The organism is Pedobacter sp. UC225_65 (genome assembly GCF_042698365.1).
GTDB lineage: Bacteria > Bacteroidota > Bacteroidia > Sphingobacteriales > Sphingobacteriaceae > Pedobacter.
The window spans coordinates 2,460,758-2,485,281 of record NZ_CP170550.1; the positions used below are offsets into that span (position 1 = coordinate 2,460,758).

At 40.9% G+C, this 24,524-nt stretch carries 16 protein-coding genes, 2 tRNA genes, 3 rRNA genes and 4 pseudogenes; 9 read left to right on the forward strand and 16 right to left on the reverse strand.

Annotated features, from left to right (window positions below):
* Positions 1–14: 14 nt before the first annotated feature.
* The 12 genes and pseudogenes from ACFJIZ_RS12915 to ACFJIZ_RS12970 form a co-directional block, all read right to left on the reverse strand.
* The gene (locus ACFJIZ_RS12915) at positions 15–2,324 is read right to left on the reverse strand and encodes an outer membrane beta-barrel protein (RefSeq protein ID WP_379084582.1); all 2,310 of its coding nucleotides are present in this window, start codon (positions 2,322–2,324) and stop codon (positions 15–17) included.
* 37 nt (positions 2,325–2,361) lie between these two features.
* On the reverse strand, positions 2,362–3,243 hold the full coding sequence (locus tag ACFJIZ_RS12920) for a hypothetical protein (RefSeq protein WP_379084585.1): 882 nt from the start codon (positions 3,241–3,243) through the stop codon (positions 2,362–2,364).
* Positions 3,244–3,500: 257 nt separating this feature from the next.
* Positions 3,501–4,784: a S8 family serine peptidase gene (locus ACFJIZ_RS12925; RefSeq protein WP_379084588.1), complete on the reverse strand. Its 1,284-nt coding sequence runs from the start codon at positions 4,782–4,784 to the stop codon at positions 3,501–3,503.
* 69 nt (positions 4,785–4,853) lie between these two features.
* Positions 4,854–5,267, reverse strand: coding sequence for a hypothetical protein (locus tag ACFJIZ_RS12930; protein ID WP_379084591.1), 414 nt, complete (start codon positions 5,265–5,267; stop codon positions 4,854–4,856).
* Between the two features lie 255 nt (positions 5,268–5,522).
* Positions 5,523–5,634, reverse strand: a 5S ribosomal RNA gene (gene rrf / locus ACFJIZ_RS12935).
* Between the two features lie 134 nt (positions 5,635–5,768).
* Positions 5,769–8,645, reverse strand: a 23S ribosomal RNA gene (locus ACFJIZ_RS12940).
* A 200-nt stretch (positions 8,646–8,845) separates the two neighbouring features.
* A tRNA-Ala gene (locus ACFJIZ_RS12945) sits at positions 8,846–8,922 on the reverse strand.
* A gap of 17 nt (positions 8,923–8,939) precedes the next feature.
* A tRNA-Ile gene (locus ACFJIZ_RS12950) sits at positions 8,940–9,014 on the reverse strand.
* Positions 9,015–9,200: 186 nt separating this feature from the next.
* Positions 9,201–10,719 (reverse strand): 16S ribosomal RNA (locus tag ACFJIZ_RS12955).
* The 16S, 23S and 5S rRNA genes sit together here with 2 tRNA genes alongside, the layout of an rRNA operon.
* An 852-nt stretch (positions 10,720–11,571) precedes the next feature.
* Positions 11,572–11,931 (reverse strand): CoA-binding protein, encoded by a 360-nt coding sequence (locus tag ACFJIZ_RS12960; protein WP_379084594.1) that lies wholly within the window; start codon positions 11,929–11,931, stop codon positions 11,572–11,574.
* 24 nt (positions 11,932–11,955) lie between these two features.
* Complete coding sequence (locus ACFJIZ_RS12965) at positions 11,956–12,423, reverse strand: DinB family protein (protein WP_379084597.1); 468 nt, start codon at positions 12,421–12,423, stop codon at positions 11,956–11,958.
* A 35-nt stretch (positions 12,424–12,458) separates the two neighbouring features.
* A pseudogene (locus ACFJIZ_RS12970) lies at positions 12,459–13,995 on the reverse strand (NAD(P)/FAD-dependent oxidoreductase).
* A gap of 207 nt (positions 13,996–14,202) precedes the next feature.
* Between ACFJIZ_RS12970 and ACFJIZ_RS12975 the strand changes: the two are divergent.
* From ACFJIZ_RS12975 to ACFJIZ_RS12995, 5 genes and pseudogenes are all read left to right on the forward strand, one after another.
* Positions 14,203–14,786, forward strand: a pseudogene (locus tag ACFJIZ_RS12975) (LemA family protein).
* Positions 14,787–14,863: 77 nt separating this feature from the next.
* Positions 14,864–15,307 carry a TPM domain-containing protein gene (locus ACFJIZ_RS12980; RefSeq protein ID WP_379084600.1) on the forward strand — a complete coding sequence of 148 codons (444 nt, stop codon included), beginning with the start codon at positions 14,864–14,866 and terminating at the stop codon, positions 15,305–15,307.
* Between the two features lie 3 nt (positions 15,308–15,310).
* Positions 15,311–16,090 (forward strand): TPM domain-containing protein, encoded by a 780-nt coding sequence (locus ACFJIZ_RS12985; protein ID WP_379084603.1) that lies wholly within the window; start codon positions 15,311–15,313, stop codon positions 16,088–16,090.
* Between the two features lie 88 nt (positions 16,091–16,178).
* A complete protein-coding gene (locus ACFJIZ_RS12990; RefSeq protein ID WP_379084606.1) occupies positions 16,179–16,565 on the forward strand; it encodes a hypothetical protein in 387 nt (128 codons plus the stop codon).
* An 8-nt stretch (positions 16,566–16,573) separates the two neighbouring features.
* Positions 16,574–17,116, forward strand: a complete 543-nt coding sequence (locus ACFJIZ_RS12995; protein ID WP_379084609.1) for an NUDIX hydrolase — start codon at positions 16,574–16,576, stop codon at positions 17,114–17,116.
* Here ACFJIZ_RS12995 and ACFJIZ_RS13000 read toward each other — a convergent pair whose 3' ends face one another.
* The gene (locus tag ACFJIZ_RS13000; protein WP_379084611.1) at positions 17,117–18,172 is read right to left on the reverse strand and encodes a DUF4932 domain-containing protein; all 1,056 of its coding nucleotides are present in this window, start codon (positions 18,170–18,172) and stop codon (positions 17,117–17,119) included.
* A gap of 205 nt (positions 18,173–18,377) precedes the next feature.
* Between ACFJIZ_RS13000 and ACFJIZ_RS13005 the strand changes: the two genes are divergently transcribed.
* The 3 genes from ACFJIZ_RS13005 to ACFJIZ_RS13015 are packed head-to-tail and all read left to right on the forward strand — an operon-like array spanning position 18,378 to position 20,148.
* Positions 18,378–19,163, forward strand: coding sequence for a sensor histidine kinase (locus ACFJIZ_RS13005; protein ID WP_379084614.1), 786 nt, complete (start codon positions 18,378–18,380; stop codon positions 19,161–19,163).
* Positions 19,160–19,432, forward strand: a complete 273-nt coding sequence (locus ACFJIZ_RS13010; RefSeq protein WP_379084617.1) for a hypothetical protein — start codon at positions 19,160–19,162, stop codon at positions 19,430–19,432. The genes ACFJIZ_RS13005 and ACFJIZ_RS13010 overlap by 4 nt, the downstream gene beginning before the upstream one ends.
* On the forward strand, positions 19,423–20,148 hold the full coding sequence (locus ACFJIZ_RS13015; RefSeq protein ID WP_379084619.1) for a LytR/AlgR family response regulator transcription factor: 726 nt from the start codon (positions 19,423–19,425) through the stop codon (positions 20,146–20,148). The genes ACFJIZ_RS13010 and ACFJIZ_RS13015 overlap by 10 nt, the downstream gene beginning before the upstream one ends.
* A gap of 49 nt (positions 20,149–20,197) precedes the next feature.
* Here ACFJIZ_RS13015 and dnaA read toward each other — a convergent pair.
* From dnaA to ACFJIZ_RS13030, 3 genes and pseudogenes are all read right to left on the reverse strand, one after another.
* Positions 20,198–21,629: pseudogene (gene dnaA, locus ACFJIZ_RS13020) on the reverse strand (chromosomal replication initiator protein DnaA).
* 194 nt (positions 21,630–21,823) lie between these two features.
* On the reverse strand, positions 21,824–23,371 hold the full coding sequence (locus ACFJIZ_RS13025; protein WP_379084622.1) for a methylmalonyl-CoA mutase: 1,548 nt from the start codon (positions 23,369–23,371) through the stop codon (positions 21,824–21,826).
* 91 nt (positions 23,372–23,462) lie between these two features.
* Positions 23,463–23,993, reverse strand: a complete 531-nt coding sequence (locus ACFJIZ_RS13030; RefSeq protein ID WP_379084624.1) for a hypothetical protein — start codon at positions 23,991–23,993, stop codon at positions 23,463–23,465.
* A 90-nt stretch (positions 23,994–24,083) separates the two neighbouring features.
* Between ACFJIZ_RS13030 and ACFJIZ_RS13035 the strand changes: the two are divergent.
* Positions 24,084–24,438, forward strand: a pseudogene (locus tag ACFJIZ_RS13035) (HesB/IscA family protein).
* Positions 24,439–24,524: the final 86 nt, after the last annotated feature.

The window sequence follows — 24,524 nt, forward strand, 5'->3', positions numbered from 1 at the left end:
AAGCCAAATTATATTTACGATTGACTCAGTTGTTTACTGACCGAGTAATTGGCGTTGATACGATATACGCCACCAATATTCACATAACGTGTTTCATTTTTCAAACTGTTATAGGCATCTGCGATCTGTACCGTATTTCTCACTACCGAGTTTTGAACAAAAGTAGCGTTGGCATTTATGGAGTAATTCAGTTTCTGATTAGCGATGTAGTTGTTGTAACTGGTATTGATAGAATGGTTAAAAGTTACTTTTAGGTTCGGATTACCCACTACCGGATTTTGTGGATTCGACACATCGCGAACAGGCTGGATCTGATCAAAGGTAGGTTCTGTGGCATTTCCAGAATAATTGATCTGCATGCTATGTTGTTTAGACCATAGGTATTGAAAACGGGCAATGGGTATCAGATTAAAACTATTTCGATGTGTGGTGGTTCCTAAACTCACTTTGGTGCCACTCAGCACTGCGGGAACCGCCGTTAACCCTAACGAGAACCTCACTTTAGAAGCATTGCTGATGCCGTAGCGATAGTTTAATGCCAAACGTGCTTGTGTAAAGGAATAATCGTAGATATTACTCAATGAATCAATTACATGTGTGTTTCCATTGGCAAAGATATTGCTGGTTGTGGCTGTATTATCGTAGCCATTGTAATTGACTTGTCCATTAAATTCCAATTGTGTATTGGCCGTAAGTGGTTCAGCAAATGTCATACTTGCTCTGTACGTTTTGGTCAGGTTTTCTCGCTCTACCAATCTGTGGATCAATGAATCTTTAACAACAGTATTGCTGTTATCCAGATAGTAGATAATGTTCGAATTTCTTTCTTGATCCGATTCTTGTTTCGAATCATTTAGGCTCAACTGAACAGATAGATTTCTTCGTGGCTTTTGAAAAATGTGTTGATAAAAGACCGTAGCCCCAATTACTGGCCTTGTATTGGTCGTTGTATTTTTCCCCGTCTGGTCTTGGTGGATCAAACCAGTTTGCATAATAGCTGATTGGCTACCACTTCCAGTTGATGAATACGTTATGGTAGGCACTACTCTTAAAAAGTTATTACTATCTAAATCTGCTTCCAGTTCAAAGCTAAAATTATGGGTTTTAGTATTGCTGTTACTTGAACCGTCATTTGTAGAAAATGTAGTTCCATTTGAACTGAAGATCTGGGAAACACTACTATTTGTAAGATTGTTATTGGTGAAATTAAAACTGTAGTTTGTATTTATCCTTACTTTTTTACCCAATTGGTCGCGGTATGAGAGTGCATTATTTCCAGTATTGTTTGTACCCCCGCTTCCAGAAGATGAATTGCCACCATTATTTCCACCTGCCGCATTACCGCCACCATTCCCACCGCCACCAGCTCCGCCTCTACCCCCATTTCCACCTGTAGCACTCCCTCCATTACTCCCTGTTCCACTATTGGCAACGCCGTTTACGGTATTGTTTATTTTCGAATTAACCCCAATGGTCTGGTTGGCATTTAACCGCGTGGCAAACAAACCGCCTTCATAACGTTCGTTATTTCCAGCGCCTCCATTCAAATTCATGGTATTGCCCACAGATTTATCTGCTCTTGTTACAATATTCAATATTTTTTCTGGATCCCCATCTTTAATTCCTGTTCTTGCAGCTTGGTCTCCATAGTCATCCACCACCTGAATCTTATCTACAATTTCTGCAGGTAAATTCTGGATGGCCGTAGCTACATCGCCTCCTAAATAAGTCTTACCGTTGATCTTTGCTTTTGTTACAGCTGTACCTTGATGTACAAGTGAACCATCCGTACCTACTTCCATCCCCTCCATTTTTTTCAGGAGTTCATCAACAGTGGCGTTTTCCCTAACGATATAATCCTTGGCCCTATATTCTACCGTATCTGTTTTGTAAGTAATAGATGGTGTTCCATTAACCACGATTTCATTTAAGGTATTTGGCTGATTCTTCAGCACTATCGGATCCATTACTATTCTCGCTACTGCATCATTCTGTTTATATTTACCTACCAAAGCCTTGTAGCCAATACTATTGATATTCAGTGTATAACTTGCAGATTTCACCTTCTTGAATACAAAAATCCCATCCACATTTGTAGTCACCACAAGGGTATCTTTATCCGAAAATAAACGAACTGTAGCATAAGGAATGCCTGTATCTGTTGTATCTTTCACAATACCACTGATCTCTCTAAGTGGTAAAGGTAGTGGAATCTGTGTTTTTGGTGCTGGTTGCGGTGTTTGCGCCAATAATTGATTTGTAAAACCAAGAAATAAGATGCAAAAAAATAGCCCTTTAGCCATATGGCGAAATAAATTGTTCATGATGAGGTTGTTAAAGATGTCGGAGTAAGGATTGATGTTATTTTTTGGTGAAACTATACTTGCCCCAGAAATCTGTGGGGCTCATCATGTCCATACCAGAACCACCTCCATTAAACCCTGCTCCGACATTTCCCCTTGGGGCACCAAAATTTCCGCCACCATTACCACCAGCGTTTCCGGCAAAAGTTCTTCCTCCATTTCCACCACCAAAACCGGCAGTGCTCAGTCCGTTAACTTTGATCTGATATACAAATTCTTTGGTATCGTTGATAGAAAGTTCCAATAAGCTTAAGGGAATTGCTAATTCGTATACAAACTCACCCTTCGCATCAAATAAGCCGACGGTTTTGATACCATATTCGTTGTAAATGGAAATCAGCGTATCTTTAATATTTTTAAAGCCTGCTATTTTGATTCTCTTTACAGTGGCCAATTGATTTTTGCGTTGCACCAAAGCAGCAGAATCTCGCTGTTGCTGTGTCTGTTGTGCCCTGTTCTGAAAACCACCTTGTCCACCAGCCTGTCTATTTTGTCCTCCTTGATTTTGACCTTGTCCACCTCTTCCTGCACCAGGCACTCTTTTGATCAAGGGATAAGTAATGCTAAAGGCATCCTTTTCTCTTTTCTTACCTTGTGTATTGATGTTAAAAGTGATTCCACCAGCGATGATCTTACTGGCACTAGCAGTGCTCACCGACTTTAAAACGAGGTAAAGATTTTTATCGTCATTGGCCAAAGTATAATAGATATCAGTTCTTTTGTTTTCGGCTGCGAAAGTATCGTTCCATTCTGTAGCTTTTCCATCAATTTTGATATTTGATGGGGCAACCACATTTGATGCCTGGACATCTGGCAGTTTTTGCGCAAAAGCAGAACTTATAAAAAAACAAAAGATCAAAATGGAGTAAATTCTTTTCATATCTAATTTGGTTAACAGGTTTGAGTTGATGTGGTTTAAGCGAATAGACTAATCAACCAGCCAATAGCTTAATTACAGAAACCAAATTTTATCTATCTTTTACATTAGAAAATCCATAAGCGCTTTTATAGCCTGTGTTGTACCTTTTTGGCACCGCTAAAAAAATCCATCGCTAAATTGTTACCATTTAAAATTTGTCTAAACAAAAAAATCCCCTGACTAAAATAATCAGAGGATCATTGCTTAACAGCTAATAATTATTTGGACAGTTGATAGCTATCGGCCAACTTTAAGGCATTATAGGCATTTACAATACCTCCACTTACACAGATCTCTGAAAAAAGAACGCGAACACTCTCATCTCTTTCATTTTTATATTTTACTTTATGGTTCACCTTCGTTACAGATTGCATAATGATATCTCTAACTTCAGCAGGCTTAAGTTCGGGATGATAGCTTAGGATCAATGCACATAGACCAGAAACCACAGGTGCAGCCATACTGGTTCCATCAAATTCTTCATATTTAAGTCCTGGTACAGTAGAATTGATCATATAGCCTGGCGCAAAAACATCTACATTATATTTACCATAATTTGAAAAAGATGCTTTCAGGTCTTCATCATCTTTATAAGAACTCGCGCCTACTTCTATCCAATTACTTGCATGCGGTAAGTTATATTTAGCAGGATCTAAAGGAGCTGGTTTGGCAAAAGGGTCTGGTCGGCGTTGTGCCCCTTGTCCGTTTCCAGCCATATCCATTGGTTTAGGAGGTATTATTCCAAACTCATCTTTTTTTGGATGTGCTTTTGCATAAGCTTCAGCCTCTGGGCTATCGTAATATTTATTTGGATAGTTTTCTTCGATATCGTTGTTTTTATTGTCATTCCCTGCCGCATGAACAAGAATCACTCCCTTTGCTTCGGCATATTTAATGGCTTCATCTACTACTTTTTTATCCCATTTATAGGCTTTTCCAAAACTCATGTTGATTACTCTTGCCCCATTATCTACAGCGTAGCGGATACCATTGGCCACATCCTTATCTCTTTCATCACCCTCTGGTACAACCCTAATCGTCATGATGCTTACATTGTTTGCCACACCTAGTATACCAATATCATTAGTTCTATTTGCACCAATAATACCAGAAACGTGCGTGCCATGTTCTGCATTTGGTCCTGTTACATCATTATTTCCATAGATCCGTTCAGCAGAGTTCTCATAGTCATCTCCCACTAATTCAGCACGTTGATTATAGTTTTCATTCAAGTTATATTTCAACATCACTTCTAGTTCATGATAACCTTTGGCTATATTTTTATAGAACTTCTCAATACTTCCATCTTCCTTAGCACCCTTTCTGATGATCTTTTTCACATATTCTTCCGTCTCATCATCAGCTTTGTATCTTTCAATATCTTCTAAAGAAGGGATTGTTTTTTTATTGATGAAGGCCACAGAATCAAGTACTTTTTTAATGATAATATAAACCGGGAATGTAGAACTTGCATCATCATATTTTTTACCAAAATCGGCCAATACTTTTTTGTAAAGTGCATATTCCTTTTTCTCGGTACTGTCTAAAACAGTACTTGGAATTGTAAGTCTCTATTTAGGCTCATACTTTCTTTTGATACGAACCAACTCAAGATTATCATAAGCCAGGTTACCTTTTTTAGAACCGATAAAATTCCAACCATTGATATCATCGATATAACCATTTCCATCATCGTCTATGCCATTACCAGGAATTTCTTTGGTATTTGTCCAAAGTACATCCTTCAAATCTTCATGTTTAATGTCGGTACCACCATCAATTACGGCTACAATGATTTTTTGCTTCGGCTTTTTGTCTTTTAATAGCTCTTTATATGCCTTTTCTGTACTGATCCCGAAGTAACCATTTGCAGTTAAATCTAGATTGAACCAATTAGGAGGTAATGTAACGTTCTTATTTTGTGCAAAAGCATGAACACTTATCCCTATAAAAAATGCAAAAAATAAACCAATCTTTAATTTCATGACCAATACTGTTTTTAAGATTAACGTAATTTACAATAATACAGTTTTAAAATAGCTAGATTAAAGATTTGGGCTATTTTAACAAAAATTTAACAAGCAAATATAGAATAATAATAGTTTCAGATAGGCGTAATACCTGCATAAGAAATGATTGTTTTTGGGAGGTAAGGCCTTCTTTAAAAATACAATCAGATTTTCAAAAAAAACTTTATAAACAACAAAGCCCCTTAGCTAATGCTAAGGGGCCTGTTTAAGATTTGGCACCGACCTACTCTCCCACATGTTACTGCAGTACCATCGGCTCTGGCGGGCTTAACTTCTCTGTTCGGAATGGGAAGAGGTGGACACCGCCGATATAGGCACCTAAATATTTTTATATAGTATTCGGTATTCAGACATCAGTATCTGGACAATCTTGTCTAACTACTAAGTACTAGCTACCAACTACTAAATGACATATTATTGAAAGAAGTCAATTTGGAAGAGCAAACAACGTTCTGCTCTTGAAAGCTTCGGATGATTAGTACTACTCGACTGTGCTGTCGCCAGCTTTACATCTATAGCCTATCAACGTAGTAGTCTTCTACGGTCCTATATGGAATTCTCATCTCGTGGCTAGTTTCGCACTTAGATGCTTTCAGCGCTTATCTATCCCCAGCGTAGCTACTCTGCAATGCCCCTGGCGGAACAACAGATTCACTAGAGGCTAGTCCAACCCGGTCCTCTCGTACTAAGGTCAGCCCCACTCAAAATTCCTACGCCCACAACAGATAGGGACCGAACTGTCTCGCGACGTTCTGAACCCAGCTCGCGTGCCACTTTAATCGGCGAACAGCCGAACCCTTGGGACCTTCTCCAGCCCCAGGATGTGACGAGCCGACATCGAGGTGCCAAACCTCCCCGTCGATATGAGCTCTTGGGGAGAATCAGCCTGTTATCCCCAGCGTACCTTTTATCCTTTGAGCGATGGCCCTTCCATGCAGAACCACCGGATCACTATATCCGTCTTTCGACCCTGCTCGGCTTGTCTGCCTCACAGTCAAGCAAGCTTATGCTATTGCACTCCGCGTACGGTTACCAAGCGTACTGAGCTTACCTTTGAAAGCCTCCGTTACCTTTTTGGAGGCGACCACCCCAGTCAAACTACCCATCAAACAATGTCTCCCGCTGGGCGGGATTAGACACCGAATACAGAAAGGGTGGTATTTCAACGTTGGCTCCACGACGCCTAGCGACGCCGCTTCAAAGCCTCCCACCTATCCTACACATCCTGTATCCAATGTCAATGTTAAATTGTAGTGAAGGTGCATGGGGTCTTTCCGTCCCGTTGCGGGTACCCGGCGTCTTCACCGGGACCACAATTTCACCGAGCTCATGGCTGAGACAGCGCCCAGATCGTTACACCATTCGTGCAGGTCGGAACTTACCCGACAAGGAATTTCGCTACCTTAGGACCGTTATAGTTACGGCCGCCGTTTACTGGGGCTTCGATTCAATGCTTCGCCTTGCGACTAACATCCCCTCTTAACCTTCCAGCACCGGGCAGGTGTCAGGCCTTATACTTCATCTTTCGATTTTGCAAAGCCATGTGTTTTTGTTAAACAGTCGCCTGGGCCTTTTCACTGCGGCTGACATTGCTGTCAGCGCCCCTTCTCCCGAAGTTACAGGGCCATTTTGCCGAGTTCCTTAGCCATGATTCACTCGAGCACCTTAGAATTCTCTTCCCGGATACCTGTGTCGGTTTGCGGTACGGGTTTTTATAACCTGGAGCTTAGCGGTTTTTCTTGGAAGTCTGATTACCTGCACTATCCACTTACCCGAAGGCTCGCGGTACTATCAGCGTTCAGCAGGTCTGGCGGATTTGCCTACCAGTCCTATACCTACAGCCTTCAACGATCTATTCCGTCAGATCGCGGCAGTGTCACTACTCCGTCCCCACATCGCAGTTATAAAAAGTACGGTAATATTAAACCGTTGTCCATCGAATATCCCCTTCGGGTTCTCCTTAGGCCCCGACTAACCCTGATCCGATTAGCGTTGATCAGGAAACCTTATCCTTTCGGTGGGCGGGTTTCTCTCCCGCCTTATCGTTACTTATGCCTACATTTGCTTTTCCAGAAGCTCCACCATAGCTCACGCTACAACTTCGCTGCCGCTGGAATGCTCCCCTACCGTAATATTAATATTACCCATAGCTTCGGTATACCACTTAATGCCCGTTTATTATCCATGCACGATCGCTCGACTAGTGAGCTGTTACGCACTCTTTAAATGAATGGCTGCTTCCAAGCCAACATCCTAGCTGTCTATGCAATCGCACCTCGTTAGTTCAACTTAGCGGTAATTTAGGGACCTTAGCTGATGGTCTGGGTTCTTTCCCTCTCGGCGCGTGACCTTAGCACCCCGCGCCTCACTGCCGTGTATATTATATAGCATTCGGAGTTTGTCTGGATTTGGTAGGATTTGACTCCCCCGCACCCAATCAGTAGCTCTACCTCTATATAACTCACCACGACGCTGTTCCTAAAAACATTTCGGGGAGTACGAGCTATTTCCCAGTTTGATTAGCCTTTCACCCCTACCCACAGATCATCCGGAAACTTTTCAACGTTTATCGGTTCGGTCCTCCAGTACGTGTTACCGCACCTTCAACCTGTCCATGGGTAGATCACAAGGTTTCGCGTCTACCTCCCCTGACTATACGCCCTATTCAGACTCGCTTTCGCTTCGGCTGCGTGTCTTAAACACTTAACCTTGCCAGAGAAGAGTAACTCGTAGGCTCATTATGCAAAAGGCACGCCGTCACGCCACCTGGACGCTCCGACCGCTTGTAAGTATACGGTTTCAGGTTCTATTTCACTCCCCTGTTCGGGGTTCTTTTCACCTTTCCCTCACGGTACTGGTTCACTATCGGTCTCTCAGGAGTATTTAGCCTTACCGGATGGTGCCGGCAGATTCCCACAAGGCGTCTCCGACCTCGCGGTACTCAGGATACTGTTAGGCTAATGTTACTTACGTGTACCGGGCTATCACCGTGTATCGCCAGGCTTCCCATCCTGTTCCACTTCATTTCATTAATGCCACATCACAGTCCTACAACCCCAGTCATGCCGTAACATAGCTGGTTTGGGCTCTTTCCCTTTCGCTCGCCACTACTTAGGAAATCATTATTATTTTCTCTTCCTCTGCTTACTTAGATGTTTCAGTTCGGCAGGTTTGCGCACTATGTGCGACCAGTCTTCAACTGGCCAGGTTTCCCCATTCAGAAATCCGCGGATCAATTCATATTTGCTGATCCCGCGGCTTATCGCAGCTTATCACGTCTTTCATCGCCTCTGAGAGCCAAGGCATCCCCCGTATACTCTTTCTTACTTTCTTCTCTATATAGCCTTTTGCGCCTATATAAATGCTTTTTTTGATCAGTTGTCAATTTTTAGCCCCTAAGGACACCAAGCTGACAACGTCTCTATTGTTGTTTGCTCTTCTTTTTTAACTTCTTCCAATATGTCAAAGAACTTTTCGATCCCGGGAACAACCGTTCCTATTATAAACGTGCCTTTTGTAACAGGCACCGGTGATGGTGGAGAATAACGGAGTCGAACCGTTGACCTCCTGCGTGCAAGGCAGGCGCTCTAGCCAGCTGAGCTAATCCCCCAAAAAAACTTAGCGTTGTAGTCCCGTCCAGATTTGAACTGGAGACCCCTACATTATCAGTGTAGTGCTCTAACCAGGCTGAGCTACGGGACTGTTTTCAGATTACGACTGTGTTGCTGATTTACGATCCTATCTTTCGCGTCAATCGTAACCCGTCAACCGTAATTCCGTTCCAATCTCGCCCCTGCCGATATGGTATCGTGCGATGGCTTCATCTTTTTGGTTTCCTTTAGAGATATGTATCATTTTTTACGCAGCGAGTAGTCCATACTACTCCAGAAAGGAGGTATTCCAGCCGCACCTTCCGGTACGGCTACCTTGTTACGACTTAGCCCCAGTTATCGGTTTTACCCTAGGACGCTCCTTGCGGTTACGTACTTTAGGTACCCCCAACTTCCATGGCTTGACGGGCGGTGTGTACAAGGCCCGGGAACGTATTCACCGCATCATTGCTGATATGCGATTACTAGCGAATCCAACTTCATGGGGTCGAGTTGCAGACCCCAATCCGAACTGTGAATGGCTTTTTGAGATTTGCTTGCTGTTGCCAGCTTGCTGCCCTCTGTACCATCCATTGTAGCACGTGTGTAGCCCCGGACGTAAGGGCCATGATGACTTGACGTCGTCCCCTCCTTCCTCTCTGTTTGCACAGGCAGTCTGTTTAGAGTCCCCACCATGACGTGCTGGCAACTAAACATAGGGGTTGCGCTCGTTGCGGGACTTAACCCAACACCTCACGGCACGAGCTGACGACAGCCATGCAGCACCTAGTTTCGTGTCCTTGCGGACGCATCCATCTCTGGATACTTCACTAACTTTCAAGCCCGGGTAAGGTTCCTCGCGTATCATCGAATTAAACCACATGCTCCTCCGCTTGTGCGGGCCCCCGTCAATTCCTTTGAGTTTCACCCTTGCGGGCGTACTCCCCAGGTGGAATACTTAACGCTTTCGCTTAGCCGCTGACTGTGTATCGCCAACAGCGAGTATTCATCGTTTAGGGCGTGGACTACCAGGGTATCTAATCCTGTTTGATCCCCACGCTTTCGTGCCTCAGCGTCAATAAGACCATAGTAAGCTGCCTTCGCAATCGGTGTTCTGTGACATATCTATGCATTTCACCGCTACTTGTCACATTCCGCCTACCTCTAGTCCATTCAAGCCCATCAGTATCAAGGGCACTGCGATAGTTGAGCTACCGTCTTTCACCCCTGACTTAACAGGCCGCCTACGCACCCTTTAAACCCAATAAATCCGGATAACGCTTGGATCCTCCGTATTACCGCGGCTGCTGGCACGGAGTTAGCCGATCCTTATTCCTTCGGTACATTCAGCTGCCTACACGTAAGCAGGTTTATTCCCGAATAAAAGCAGTTTACAACCCAGAGGGCCGTCTTCCTGCACGCGGCATGGCTGGTTCAGGGTTGCCCCCATTGACCAATATTCCTTACTGCTGCCTCCCGTAGGAGTCTGGTCCGTGTCTCAGTACCAGTGTGGGGGGTCATCCTCTCAGATCCCTAGTCATCGCGGTCTTGGTGGGCCGTTACCCCGCCAACTAACTAATGACACGCATGCCCATCTCCATCCTATAAATATTTGATCATTGTACGATGCCGTACTGTGATTTTATGCGGTGTTAATCCGGATTTCTCCGGGCTATCCCCCAGATAGAGGTAGGTTGCATACGCGTTACGCACCCGTGCGCCGGTCTCATGGTTGCAAGCAACCACTACCCCTCGACTTGCATGTATTAGGCCTGCCGCTAGCGTTCATCCTGAGCCAGGATCAAACTCTCCATTGTAAAATGTTTTGTCTGAACTCTGACCATTCTTATTCTAGTGTTATTAAAATTAAATAGTCTTTATTCTATTATGTTGTCTGATAGAACAGACTTAAGAAACAGCTCGGTATCATGTACTTTGAAATCGTACCTGTTTGCCTCGCTGCGTTGTATAAATGATATCTCTTTAATGAACTTTCCGGCCGTGCCTCTCGGTGGCCTTTTATATGTTGCAATGTCGCGTTCCGCTCTCCGCCGGTCTTTGTTGTTCCGGTGGTCAGCTCGACCCCTCCATTGTTTCAATCTTTTTTATCCGTCCTCCCAACATCCGTTGGTGAACTCCCGTTTCGTTTGGGACTGCAAAGGTAGGAAACTTTTTCAAACCTGCAAACTTTTTTTTTATTTTTTTTCGAAGCTTTTGAAACTTCTTAAAAACGTCTGCCGTTCTCCGTTCCCATATTTCAAACCCATCTCCTCCTGTATCCCATTCTCCTTTCGTCGTTACCTCCGTAGCGGGTTGCAAAGGTAGGAAACTTTTCCGCTTTCCAAAACTTTTTTTGAAGTTTTTTCCGGCCTCCCCGTAAACCGCTGAATATCAGCCAATCCATCCTTTTTCCCCTTTTCAATAGCCCAACAGCACTTTCCGACGCCCCCCATACTTCCTCCGAAGCGGGATGCAAAGGTAGCAATCATTCCCGTAAACACAAATACTTACAAACCTTTTTATCGCACCCAACACCTAACCCCATGGAACACAACAAGAAAAAGTTTGAAGAAGTTTATCTTGATGATTCAATCAATGCTTATTCAGCATCAATTGCTTCTGATTTCTATCTGTTTTTGGTATTTGATCTAAAGGGAATATAGGTGGAACTAGAACTGTCCAGTACTTAATAATACAAGTGTACAGGCTTCGATAGGTTCGATACCATGCTTCTCCAGCATTTCTTCGAAAGCAGGATTCTCCGTACCCGGATTAAAAATCACCCGTTTGGGTTTAGTATCTAATATATAATTGTAGTAATCCGGTTGTAAACCTGTACCTATATATAAGGTAACTGTATCGATGTCGTGATAAGGCGCAGCTGGTTTTTCAATCTTCACGCCCGCTACCTCTCCTTGCTTAATGCCGATATTAACAATAGGGTGTCCTTTTGCAGTAAGCATATGAGCTGCCTTATAGGCATAACGATCAGTATTTGGGCTTGCGCCTATAATTAATGTCTTTTTCATAACAATATCATATGAGTGATCAACTTAAAATTTTAAAAGCAGGGCTATTTGCCCAGCGTGGTAGGCATGATGCTGGATCAGCCCATTGATCAGTTGTGAATTATCTACACCTGTTCCCAATTCGCGGTTTCGTTGATCTTTAACTGCACTCGACCAATCTGCTGGTGTCAAATCAGTGATCAATCTGATCAATTTTTCATTAACCAGTCTAAAGTCTTCTACCAACCTATACCATTCCTCTTCGGTTTTCTCTATGGGCAAAGGCCAATCTCCCCTTGAGGGTTCTTTAGCTATTTGTCCTTCTATCCTATCTATCACCTCTTCCGTCCATGCAGTTAAGTGCAACACCAATTCAGCAATTGAATGTGCATTGGGTATAGGATGTGTAAAGACCTTTTGTGGATTTGCCGCTTGTATCAGGCTAAGAACATTGCTCCCATGCCAAGTGTCTCCGTTATATGCTTTGCTAAGTTCGTCTACTAAATTGACCATAAAGAAAGATTTACTTTTATAACACCTGAGTTTTCTTAATTGTTTAGGATGGCATTGGCACAGTTTACGCCATCAATTGCTGCCGAAACAATTCCTCCTGCATAACCCGCCCCTTCTGCACAAGGATATAGACCGCTGATCTGTGGGTGCTGATAAGTTTCTTTATCGCGTGGGATACGCACTGGAGAGGATGTACGACTCTCTACACCAACCAAAATTGCTTCATTGGTGTAATAGCCTTTCATCTTTTTTCCAAACAATGGCAAGGCCGCTTTTAGGCTTGATGCCACAAATTCTGGTAGAATATTATCCAACATCACACTTTTAGTGCCAGGCAGATAAGAATTTTTAGGCAAATCTATCGATAATCTGTTTTCTACAAAATCGATCATCCGCTGTGCGGGAGCAACTAAGTTACCTCCACCTGCTTCAAAAGCCAATTGTTCTATCTCTGATTGAAAGTTAAGCATCCTCAGTGGGTCATAACCTTGCACATCGTCTAAAGTAACCTGAACTACTGTTCCTGAGTTGGCAAAGGGATTGTTGCGCTTAGATGGCGACCAACCATTGACCACAATCTCGTCTTGTCCGGTAGCACAAGGGGCAATGATCCTCCTGGGCACATGCAAAAAGAAAATACTCCTCTGGTTTTTACCTGTTCTACCATACTATAATAAGCCGGCGGTAAAAACTCGCTCCTGACATCACAGTGGTATTGCGCACTATCTATGATCTGCTGTGGATGTTCAATACGTACACCTAAGGCAAAAGGCTTCGCTTCTATCAAGATATTTTTATGGTGCAAGAGTTCATAGATGTCTCTGGCCGAATGACCTGTTGCCAAAATAACAGCATCAGCCAAAAGTTCTTGTTCTTGGTTAATGACGATCCTTTGATTTTACTCCCAGAGATGATAAAGTTTGTAAGTTTCGAATCAAAAAGCACTTCACCACCTGCATTTTGAATGGTTTCTCTAATTGCGGTAATGATATGTGGCAATTTATTGGTGCCAATATGTGGACGTGCATCGATCAGGATATCTTCATCCGCTCCATGTTGTACAAATAGCTGCAATACTTTATTGATATCGCCACGCTTGTTGGATCGTGTATATAACTTACCATCTGAGTAGGTACCAGCGCCACCTTCGCCGTAGCAATAATTGGATTCTGTGTTGACCACACCTTGTTTATTGATGGCTGCCAAATCTCTACGGCGTTGTTTTACATCTTTTCCACGTTCAACAACAATAGGTTTAAAACCATTTTCTATACATTGTAATGCAGCAAACAATCCCGCTGGGCCAGCTCCAACAATAATAACAGTTTTGGCAGCACCTATCTTTGGATAGGTAAATTTGACTTGTTCAATAGTTGGAACCTCTTCTATATAAGCCCGAACCTGCATCCGATAGATCACTTTTCTTGAACGTGCATCTATAGAACGCTTTAAAATCTGATGGTGTTTAATCGTAGCTTGCTCTACTTTTAAAGCTCTTGCCAGGTTCTGCAGGATAACCAGCTCATTAGAAACATGTTCTGGGGCAATGGTAATTTCAATTTCTCTTTGCATAATCATCGTCGAGTTTTTATCTCGAATACACAAAATTACTGTTTTCGGTTCACAGTTCAAGTTTTTGATGTGATTTGTGCTTTGGCCATTATTTAGTATCTTAGGGTAAATGTTATGGCAACTTGTCAGTATTTTGTCTGTTTTAGTAACAAGGTATGAATATTGATATCTAAATTGAAATAGAAACCTAAAAAACAAAATAACAAAATGAAAAAAATAGTAATTGGAGTAATTGCACTTGTAGTTTTATTGGCTGTAGTAAGCGGATGTAATGGCTACAATAAATTGGTTACATTAGATGTTGATGTACAAACTAAATGGAGCCAGGTTGAAGCTCAGTACCAACGTAGAGCTGATTTGATCCTAACTTGGTAAGTACAGTTAAAGGAGCCGCCAAATTTGAGCAAAGTACTTTAACTGCTGTAATCGAAGCTCGTGCCAGTGCAAGTAAGATTACGATCGATCCAACTAAATTAAATGCAGAAAATATTGAAAAATACCAAGCTGCTCAAGGTCAGATCACCCAGGCCTTAGGTAAATTGATGGTATTGACAGAGAATTACCCAGAATTAAAAGCAACGCAACAGTTCAGTGATCTTTCTGCCCAATTAGAAGGAACTGAAAACCGTATCACCGTTGCTCGTAAAGATTTCAACGAGTCTGTTCAGGCTTATAATGTTAAGGTAAGGTCTTTCCCTAACAACTTAACAGCTGGATTATTTGGCTTTAGTCCTAAAGCGGCCTTTAAAGCTGATGCTGGTGCGCAAAATGCACCTAAAGTAGAATTTTAGTGATATTCCAACATTTTGGGGTAATGTGTGTTTAAACCTTAAACATACATTACCCTTTAATTTATAAAACAAAAAGCATGTCTCTTTTCACAACACAAGAACAAGAATTAATAGCGAATGCCATTGCCGAAGCCGAAAAAACAACCTCAGGAGAAATTAGGATTGCCGTAGAAAAACACTGTCACGGTAGTGCATTTGAAAGAGCGACCCAATATTTTGCGGAATTAGGCATGGATAAAACTGCTCAACATAACGGCGTTCTCATTTACCTAGCCCATGAAGACCATAAATTTGCTATTATTGGCGACCGCGGTATCAACCAGGTTGTACCAGAAGATTTTTGGGAGACGACGCAGGTGGCCATGAAAGCCCACTTTTTAAGTGGCAACCTAGCAGACGGAATTATTGCTGGCGTTTCTTTGGCTGGCGAAAAATTGGCTTTGTTTTTCCCTTATCAAAATGGGGATGTAAACGAACTGCCAAACGATATTGTATTTATGGACCAAGCTGAACCCAAATAACTGATGAAAAAACTGATCATCTTATTGCTTTTAACGCTGAGTTACAGCTTTGGCTTTGGGCAAGATTTCCCTGCGAAATCAAATACGATCGTAAATGATTATACCCAAACCCTTACGGCCAGCCAGAAACAACAGTTAGAGCAAAAACTGGTCGCCTTTGACGATTCTACATCCAATCAAATTGCGGTAGTGATCCTCAAATCTGTTGGCGATTACGATATCAATGAGTATGCACTTGAACTGGGCAGGAAATGGGGCATTGGTGGAAAAGGCAAAAACAATGGTGTGATTTTATTGATTGCCATAGGCGATAGGAAATTATCTATCCAAACTGGTTATGGGTTGGAGGGCGCTTTGCCAGACATCTACACCAAAAGGATCATTGAGAATGACATCAAACCTTTTTTTAAGGAAGGTGATTATTATGCGGGTATAGATGCAGGAACAAATTCAATCATCTCTTTAATTAAGGGCGAATACAAAAACGACAAACCAAAGGCAAAATCGGGAGGTGGAAAAGGAAGTGCAGGCTTTATTATCATTATCATTGTGATCATCATTGCGATCATTTTAAGAAAAGGTGGTGGCGGTGGTGGAAGCCAAGTAATTGGTGGACGTGGCGTAGCCGATGCGCTTTTCTGGAGCATGTTATTAGGTGGTGGACGTAACTCTGGTGGAGGTGGATTTGGTGGTGGTTTCGGAGGAGGAAGCAGTGGTGGTGGCGGATTTGGTGGCTTTGGCGGTGGTAGTTTTGGCGGTGGCGGAAGCAGTGGAAGTTGGTAAGCTAGGTAATAGGTAATAGGTAATAGGTAATAGGTTTGATTGTGACAACTTTTAAACGTTACAACTGGCAAGCCTTATCACATTATAAATGTATAGAAGAGATTTAATTACAGCAGAGATTGAGAGACTTGCCCAGGTTTTGGCAAGGATCATGGGTTTAAAAGTAGAACTGAAACTGGAAGAAGCCGGACTACTTTTTAACGAAACCATGGCCAATAGCTTTGGTCTACCTATCGATGTGCTCAACGAACCCGATCCATCATCGTTCGAAAATTGGCTACAGGAAAGTGATCTACCAGCAGAAAAACTGGATTCGCTAAGTGAGTTTCTATACTACGAACTAGGGATCAGCCAAAGTAAAAACCAAATCATTGCGCCTAAACTGAACCTGATCTATGAGCAGCTTTCTAATAAACATAAAATTGTACACTTGGTTAACCTACATCGTCAAAAGGTTATCCAACAATATCTATAATCCAATTCATGGAAATCTTAAAATGGCAGAAACTGGCCTCCAAATATTTAGTTAGAGAAAAATGGGCTACTTTAAGGGTAGATACCTGCAAATTGCAAAATGGCACTATCAAAGACGACTATTATGTATTGGAATATCCAAATTGGGTAAATGCTGTTGCGCTGACTAAAGAGAACAAAATCATCTTGGTTAGGCAATATCGTTTTGCAGGCGACATTATTTCACTAGAAATCCCAGGAGGTGTGATCGATGATGGAGAAGAACCAGAAGCAGCCATTGTTCGCGAATTACAGGAAGAAACAGGGTATAGCTTTGAAAGTTGTGAGCTGATTGCTACACTTTATCCCAATCCTGCCACTTCGACCAATAAAACCTTTACCTATTTATTAAAGGGAGGTATAAAATCTCATGCCCAACATTTAGATGAGCATGAGATTTTAAATGTAGAAGAATATACAATTGAAGAAGTTAAACAATTGCTAAAGGACAATATGATTGATCAGGCCTTACATGTTGCCGGCCTATATTATGGCTTGATGAAATTGTCGTAATTATTTTTTAGGATGTTTATCCTTCAGCATCTTTAACATTGTCGGAAAAAAAACATCGAATTTTTTATACTTTTTGTCTGGACCATAGTTTGCCAATATATAAGGAACCAAGTCTTCTACATAAATAAAGTCACTTGCTGTTTCCTTGGCAACCTGTCTTTTAAATTCTCTTTCTGTACGGTATTTGTAATACATATTGCCCACAATTGAACGGACCATGTTTTCGTTGAGGCAATATTCCCAACTTCCAATCCCATTTCTTTTCATGCCTTCGTCATCTTTATTGTACAAATATGCAAGCTCATCGATTTCTTTTTTGTACTTTTTAAACGATGGATCCAAAAAGATATGGCTTCCTTCGTGCCAAACTAAGTAATCAAATCCTTTATATTCAAACATTGGCTCATCCTTATCTGTTGATTTACGATTGAAATAACCCGTATTGTATACTACAATATTGCTGAATTGTGGATTCAGGTTTTTAGTGGTAATGGCATGAGAGCCCCAACTGTTTAATGGATCTATACAGATATACCATTGCACATCGGCATTGAAACCATAAAACTTTTGAAGTTGGTTCATAACGCCACTTTCATTCACCTCTTTTTTAATCTCTTCCCCCCATTTTTCATATTTTGCGGTATGGGCCTGATAAAAATCCCAGAACTTGGTGTCGTTAAAAAAATCACGGCATAACTTGATATATTCAAGTGTGTTTTCTTTTCCATTGTGCTTATACCAATTGAGGTCTGCCGTAGGTTCATAGATTTTAATGTTGGGAAAATCAGACATTGTCCAGCCCAATTCGGTCAGGTCTGTAAATACCTTGTTAAAACTTTTCACTTTCAATACTGCCGGATGGTCTTTGTACTTGCCAAAATATTCCATCACCTCTTTGCTATAGGTAGATGGGTTTGGATCAGGAAATTGTTCAGCTAAAATCTGGACAATGGTAAAAAGTTCAACCCCTGGATGAACCTTAACAGTTAGCTTTTCTTGTGCTTTGGTATTTAAAAAGAACAAGGCCAACAATGCGGATAAAATTATTTTCTTCATAATGATACATTTGTTTGTATGGTCAAATCTTCAACTAAAAATGTAAAACAGATGGTTGCAATTGACAAATGCACAAAAACCATTGATGAACAGACTTAAACTTTAGCCAAGCAACTTATACTTTAAATAAGCGCTTTGATGGATAAGAATTGACCGTTGATGTATTTTTAACTTCAATTGATGAAATTGCTGATATCTTTGGTCAATGAAAAAGAAATATAAGATAGGGCTACATATTCTGATATGGTTACTCGTTTTTCTGAATGATTTTTTTCCGAAATACCTCAATAACAGTTTTCGTTCCTATGCCAATAGTGGATCGTCCCCCTTACTCCTATTCAATTATTTTTTGGTCTGTTTAGGTTATCTGGGGTCTAGTCTGGTTTCTTTTTATACAACCGCCAATCTGATTGCGCCATCTTTTTTCAATAAAAAATGGTTGAAGGGTATTTTATTCACCTGCCTACTGTTTATTTTTATTCCGAGCTATAGATATCTGTTAGAGTTCCATTTCTTTCTACCGTATCTGGGATTTGATAATTATTTTGGCGGCAAACCTGAGGTAAGCTGGTATATTCAAAATAGCATACTATATACATTTTACAGTTATTTCATTTATGGCTTCATTTATTTTATTGTAACCGAATGGTATACCAACAATAGGAAACAAAAGGAGTTGGAAAAGGAAAAGATAACTGCCGAACTTGCCTTTTTAAAATCACAGATCAATCCGCATTTTTTGTTCAATACCCTCAACGATATCTATGCCCTAACCTATCGCAAATCTGATGAAGCTCCAGCAGCTGTTTTAAAACTATCGGATCTTTTACGTTACATGTTAAAAGAAAGCGACGATAAATTTGCCGACCTGCAAAAGGAAATCGATTACCTAAAAAATGTGATCGATTTTTTCAGATCGGGCAAAAAGGAACCGCATCTATCGAATTTGACGTTAATGGCGAAATTGGCAAACAACAGATTGCTCCATTGATTTTGATCAACTTTGTGGAGAATGCCTTTAAACATGGCGTGATCGACAATCCTAAACGGCCCATCCAAATCAAAATCAATATGGACGCTAACGGCATGCACTTTTATATCAGTAATCAAAAAAACGAAGATTATAAAGATAAAACAGTAGGTATTGGCCTAACCAATGTAAAAAGGAGGCTCGAACTGATCTATCCTAACCAACATTGGCTTGAAATTAAGGATGAAACGGATATTTTTACAGTGGAGTTAAACATAAAATGGATATGATTCGTTGTGTAGTTGTTGATGATAAGCCATTGGCCATAGACATATTGAGTGACTATATTGGCAAGCTTCCATTTTTGGAACTGACATTTAGCTCAACCAATCCCTTATTGGCATTGAACCTGATCATGGAAGATAAAGCCGACCTTGTTTTTCTGGATATACAAATGCCACAGCTCAATGGCGTACAGTTTATGAAAATTGTGCAAGGCAAATGTAAAGTGATCTTAACAACTGCCTATGCCGAATATGCTTTAGAAGGTTTTGAAAATGACGCGATAGATTACCTGTTAAAACCCATCTCTTTTGAACGTTTTTATAAAGCAGTGCAAAAAGCGATGCACTATTTCAATGCCTTGGAAGTTAAACCCCAAATTGGCATTGAGCCAAATACAATTAAAGAAGTGGATTTTATTTTCGTGAAAAACGAATATAAACTGACCAAGGTAAACATTGCCGACATTCTGTATATCGAAGGGATGCAGAACTACGTGGCCATTCACACCAAAAAGGAAAAGATCATTTCTTTGCAGAACATTAAAAAAACTGAAGAACAATTGCCTAAAAATCAATTTGCGCGGGTACATAAATCTTATTTGGTGGCCGTTAACAAAATCGACAATATTGAACGGAGCCGGATTTACATCGAAAACCACGTCATCCCCTTGGGAGATTTTTATAGGGATGCTTTTTATAAGATGATCGATCCAAACAGCTAACAAAAAAGCCTCGATAATATCGAGGCTTTTATTTTTTATCAGATCTTGATTAACTCATCTTCAGTTTTTTCTGGATGTCGTTAACGTAAGCTTTGAATTTTTTATCAGTTTCAATCAAATCTTCTACTGTTTGACACGCATAGATTACCGTTGAGTGGTCCCTTCCACCGAAGAAAGCACCAATGGTTTTCAATGAAGACTTGGTATGGCTTTTAGACAAATACATAGAAATTTGACGGGCCTGTACAATCTCACGTTTACGAGTCTGAGATTTAACCATGTCAACAGGTACCTCAAAATATTCGCAAACCAGTTTTTGGATATATTCCATCGAAATCTCTTTCGAGGTATTTTTGATAAAGTTCTTCAACATCTGTTTAGCCAAGGCCAGATCGATGTCTTTTTTATTTAAAGTAGATTGTGCCAATAATGAAACCATGGCGCCCTCTAGTTCACGTACGTTGTTATCAATGTTGTGTGCTACGTATTCAACTACCTCTCCTGGCAATTCGATACCATCAGCATACATTTTTTTCTTTAAGATCGCGATACGGGTTTCAAGACTTGGAATCTGCAGGTCTGCAGACAATCCCCATTTGAAACGGCTCAATAAACGCTCCTCTAAACCAGCTAGATCTTTTGGTGCCTTATCAGATGTTAAGATCACCTGTTTACCAGATTGGTGTAGGTGGTTAAAGATGTGGAAGAAGATATCCTGTGTTTTCTCTTTACCTGCAAAGTTATGCACATCATCCATGATGATCACATCCATTGCCTGATAGAAATTCACAAAATCGTTAATGGTATTATTTTTTAATGAATCGACAAACTGTTGGCAAAATTTCTCACAAGAAACATAGATTACCAATTTATCTGGCATGCTTCTTTTGATCTCGTTACCAATGGCCTGAGCCAAGTGTGTTTTACCTAAGCCTACACCCCCATAGATTGATCAATGGGTTAAATGATGTACCTCCTGGTTTTGCTGCAACTGCATAACCCGCAGAGCGTGCCAGGCGATTACAATCTCCCTCAATGTAATTCTCGAATGTATAGTTTGGATTTAATTGTGGATCAACATTTAATTTTTTAAGCCCTGGTATAATAAACGGATTTTTGATGTCCTTATTTATCGATACCGGAATTGGCATTGATTGCATTTTTGCTTCTGCCCCATTTCCGTTAGAGGGCATGTTTGTTGTATACGGAGACCCACTGTTTGACGACTTGTCAACTACTATATTGTATTCTAATCTTCCTTCGTCTCCCAATTGCTTTTTTACCGTTTTACGAAGCAGACCAACATAGTGTTCTTCTAGCCATTCGTAAAAAAATAAACTCGGCACCTGGATGGTTAAAACTTTCCCCTCTAATTTAAGTGCGGATATCGGCTCGAACCAAGTCTTAAAACTTTGGTTTGGGATGTTATCCTTAATAATTTGGAGACAGTTCTTCCATACTTCGGTACAAGTTTTTTCCATTGTTATTATATAATTTGTTGATTTTCAGTTCTAATAAGGACATTACGGACATGCCCTTTTGGAACATCGAATATTCAAAAAATTATCAACAAAAAGAACAAATTTTTCAATTAATTTGTAAGTAGTTCAGGAGCAGTAGCATACCCCTGTTAACCTAAATTTTTTATGTTGATAACTATTTATTAACATAGTTTTTAATATTCTCCGAACACATTTCGCATGCAATCCGCTATTTCCCCAAGTGTAGCATATTCTTCTACAGCGGTTAAAATATAGGGCATTAAATTCTCATTTGTCTTTGCCGCTGATGAAAGCCTTGTTAACGCTAAATTAACAGCAGCATTGTTCCGTTCTGCCTTTAGTTTTTTTAATTTCTCTGTTTGTATTGTCCTGATTGATTCATCGATGTTCAATACATCGGTTATCCCCTCCGTTTCTTGTGTAAATTTGTTTACCCCAACAATAACCCGTTCTGCCGATTCGACCTCTTTTTGGTACTGATAGGCAGAGCTTGCAATTTCTTGTTGGATATATCCATTTTCTATCGCATTAACCGAGCCACCCATGGCATCAATCTTTTCGATGTAGGCTTGTGCGGCAGCTTCAATTTCGTCAGTTAATGTCTCTACAAAATACGAGCCAGCTAATGGATCTACAGTATCGGTTACGCCACTTTCAAAAGCAATCACTTGTTGGGTACGCAGAGCGATCTTAGCCGCAGCCTCAGTTGGTAGAGACAAGGCCTCGTCATATCCATTGGTATGGAGCGATTGCGTACCACCCAATACCGCAGCCATCGCTTGGTTGGCTACCCTGACCACATTGTTTAAAGGTTGCTGGGCGGTTAAGGTAGAGCCTCCTGTCTGCGTATGGAAACGCAACATCATTGCTTTTTCATCAGTTGCACCCAAAGACTTGGTAATATGCGCCCACATTCTTCTGGCGGCACGGAACTTGGCAATCTCTTCGAAAAAATTATTGTGGCAATTAAAGAAAAAAGACAATCGCTTTGCAAATACATTAATGTCTAATCCTTTTTCTAATGCTGCATTGAGATAAGCTTTACCATTTGACAAGGTAAATGCCAGCTCTTGCACAGCAGTTGACCCTGCTTCGCGAATGTGGTAACCCGAAATAGAGATGGTATTCCATTTGGGCACTTCCTTGCTACAATATTCAAAAATATCGGTAATGATTCGCATCGAAGGTTTTGGCGGATAGATATAGGTACCTCTTGCTGCATATTCTTTTAAGATATCATTCTGGATGGTACCAGAAATTTCCTTAAGGTCGGCTCCCTGTTTTTTAGCTAAAGCGATATACATTGCTAATAAAATAGATGCCGTAGCATTGATGGTCATTGAGGTAGTGATCTTTTTCAGTTCAATCCCATCGAACAAAATCTCAATGTCTTTTAACGAATCGATGGCCACCCCCACTTTTCCCACTTCACCTTCTGCCATATCATGGTCAGAATCATAACCAATTTGTGTAGGCAAGTCAAAAGCTACCGAAAGTCCCATGGTTCCTTGGGCCAAAAGGTAATGGTAGCGTTTATTGGATTCTTCGGCTGTTGAAAATCCGGCATATTGACGCATGGTCCACAAACGGCCACGGTACATGTCTTTTTGGATACCTCTTGTAAAAGGAAATTCCCCGGGGCTTTCTGTCAATGGTTTCGCAGAAGTATACAGCCCTTTTATTTCAATACCTGATGTTGTCGTAAATTTTTTATTACTCATAATTCGTTTCCGATAATATTTGAAAGGCTAATTGGTTAAATGCCCATACAGAACAGCTAAACAATTTGCCAGTTTAAACGGTTAACCCCAATTAAAACAACTGGTGTATGTCTTTTTTAAGCAAGTCTATTGTCAATTCATAAGGGTTTTCTGCTATCCCACTCATGTGCTGTAGAACTTTTTTGCTTAGGTCTACCCCACTAGCTGTTTCAGGCAAACCTTGTACCACATTGTTGATCATGGCAATCGTGTCATCCTTTAGTTTTCGTACCACATTCCAACTTACCGTATCTATGTAAAGCTGTTGGGTGATGTTATGTTGATATTCCGCCTTTATTTCGGTCAATACCAGGTTTTGTAATTCTTTGATGCCAATTCCTTGTTGATGTAGACGTACCAGCAAGTTGGACGGATTGATTCTTTCTACAAAAACGATCAATCGCTCGTGCGCCTGCAAACGCAAAGGGAATAATGCTGCCCTATTGTCTTTATTTGCTGCTAACGATTTAAACCTGAAATAATTCTGGATGTCGTTTTTGACCAGAAAATAAGCAGCAGCAACGGTGACAATCCCACCTGCTGCCAATATGGCCACTTGTGTTAAGAAATGTGTAATGTTCATTCTATTTTGTTTGGATACCGTAATATTAATAAGTACAGCGAACAAAAATGTACATAAATATTTATATTTGTTCTTCTAAATTTTAAAAACATGAGTAGCACTGTAGAAACAACTTTTGCGCCTGTATCGTTTACCGAAACTGCTGTTAAAGAACTTTTCAAATTAAAAGACCAACAAGAAATTGCCGAAGATTTCGGATTACGTGTTGGTGTAGAAGGTGGCGGTTGCTCTGGAATGAGCTATGTGCTGGGCTTCGACCAAAAAAAGGACGGAGAATCAGGAGTTTATCATAGATGGCATTAAGATATTTATGCACAAAGCACACCAAATGTATCTATTAGGGATGCAGATTGATTGGCAAGACGGCTTAAATTCTAGAGGTTTTACCTTTAGTAATCCGAATGCAACCAGCTCTTGCGGTTGCGGAACAAGTTTCTCGGTTTAAGCAGATTATATTTGTAACATTTTAACAGGTCTCGTTGTCTTAACAGCGGGACTTTTTATTTTTACCCCAACTAGCATTTATTCTCA